2 protein-coding genes and 1 tRNA gene are annotated in these 1891 nt (G+C 46.6%); all 3 read left to right on the forward strand.

Annotation, left to right across the window (positions count from 1 at the left end; translation table 11 throughout):
- The first annotated feature begins 67 nt into the window (after positions 1-67).
- Positions 68-140 (forward strand) — tRNA-Thr (locus DW922_RS17230).
- 12 nt (positions 141-152) lie between these two features.
- Positions 153-947: an adenine deaminase C-terminal domain-containing protein gene (locus DW922_RS17235; RefSeq protein WP_243032304.1), complete on the forward strand. Its 795-nt coding sequence runs from the start codon at positions 153-155 to the stop codon at positions 945-947.
- Positions 948-1004: 57 nt separating this feature from the next.
- Positions 1005-1442, forward strand: a complete 438-nt coding sequence (locus DW922_RS17240; protein WP_118727158.1) for a hypothetical protein — start codon at positions 1005-1007, stop codon at positions 1440-1442.
- The last annotated feature ends 449 nt before the right edge of the window (positions 1443-1891 follow it).

A 1891-nucleotide genomic window follows, 5' to 3' on the forward strand; every position in this document is an offset into this window, starting at 1 on the left:
ACCTTGCCAAGGTCGGGGTCGCGGGTTCGAGTCCCGTCTCGCGCTCTTGCAATGAAAATTGCATAATGCTGCTGTGGCTCAGTCGGTAGAGCGTCGCATTGGTAGTGCGGAGGTCACGGGTCCGATTCCCGTCAGCAGCTCTTTTTAAAAGAGTGGAAACCTTTGATTTACAAGGGTTTCCGCTTTTTTTGTTTGAGGCACCGTATGACCAGCGGTGCATGCTGGTAACCGATGATAAGCATCCTGGCGATCTGATTCGTGGCGGACATATTGACAGCATTATTCGGGAAGCAGTCAGACTGGGGGCAGATCCGATCCGTGCGATCAAAATGGGAAGTCTTCGCACGGCAGAATATTTTGGATTGAAAAAACGCGGTGCGGTTACACCCGGATATCGCGCCGACCTGGTTATTGTGAATGACTTAACAGATTTGCAGGTTCTGCAGGTTTATAAGGGCGGAGTTCTGGTGGCAGAACATGGCAGGATGGTGTCGGAACATGGAGATGACGCAGAAGGGAAAGCGGGGCATAGAGCAGACAACACAAATTCGGATGAAATAGAAACTTATTCCAAAGAAAACATGGTATGGGATGAAGACCATAATCTGGTGATTGCAGGCGTGACGGATGAAGATATGGCGGCAGCAGGCAACCGGGTCATTGAAAATGAAGGTGGTCTTGCAATTGCAGTAGATGGGAAGGTGTTAATGGATCTGCCGCTTCCCATTGCAGGGCTTATGTCAGATCTTCCGGTAGAAGAAGTAGACCGGAGGCTGGAGACTATGAAGCAGCTCCTTCGGGAATTGGGGATTCATGAGGAAATTGATCCGTTTATGACGCTTGGTTTTGTAAGTCTTCCAGTCATTCCAAAGCTGCGTCTGAATACATATGGCACAATCGATGTGGAAAAACAACAGGCAGTTGAGACGGTCTATTCCGTTCTATGATGGAAATTTTATATAACATTGTTACCTGAATAAAGCGAAAGGATTCGATATCATACTATGAATGATAATCAGACGATACGGCGAAAAACAATTGGCAGTCCGATCCGCGCAGGAAATCAGTCGGAGTCTCCGGTGCAGTCACAGCAGGTACCGGCTGATATGACCATGCAGAGACGAAAAAGTGTGTACGTACCGGGCAGTAAAGCTTCCGATCCGACCGAGTTGGAAAACCGGATTATCATCTATTGGCTGAATCACGCATTCTGGGATGCCACTCAGGAGCAGATCGGAAAAGATCTGGAGGAACTGCTCCAGATTGACCAGCAGACAGAACTGAGTGCAGATACGGGAATTGAAATTGCAAGGCAGTGGCAGCTGACAAGTTTACTTCGGCAGCTGCAGGTGGAAACCTGTGAGGTGCAGTACCAGGGAAAACAGGATGTCAAGATCTGGCTGTCTGATTATGGCACAGAAATCAGTGGGTATCTGATCTAGGTTGTGTCTGCGCTGTTTCATGGAAGAAGTGGAAACCCCGGTGGGAGAAACAACCGTCCGTTACCTGCTGGATGTGTTGCAGCAGGAATACCTGGAACTCATGCAGGTGAATGCAGAAAACTGGACTTGGGACAGGTAAAGAAAACGAGGCAGAAACGATTGCAGCAAGACTTCCAGGCAGTGGTAAGAATAAGCTTTCAATAGATGCAAGAAAATGCAACAATATAGAAAAATGAAAAAGTTGAAAAAAACGCAAAAAAACAGTTGACTTTTCTTTACGGGTTTGATATTATAATCCTCGCCCCGTGAGAACGGGGCAGGAAATCAAAAGATTTCCAAAAGAAAAATAAAAAAGTTGTTGACAAAGCGAAAACAACGTGCTAAAATATTGAACGTTGCCGTTGAGAACAGCAACAACATGAACCTTGAAAATGAAAGATTGAACAGTG

Origin of the sequence: Clostridium sp. AM42-4, from assembly GCF_003480105.1 — a bacterium.
Lineage (GTDB): Bacteria > Bacillota > Clostridia > Lachnospirales > Lachnospiraceae > Brotaphodocola.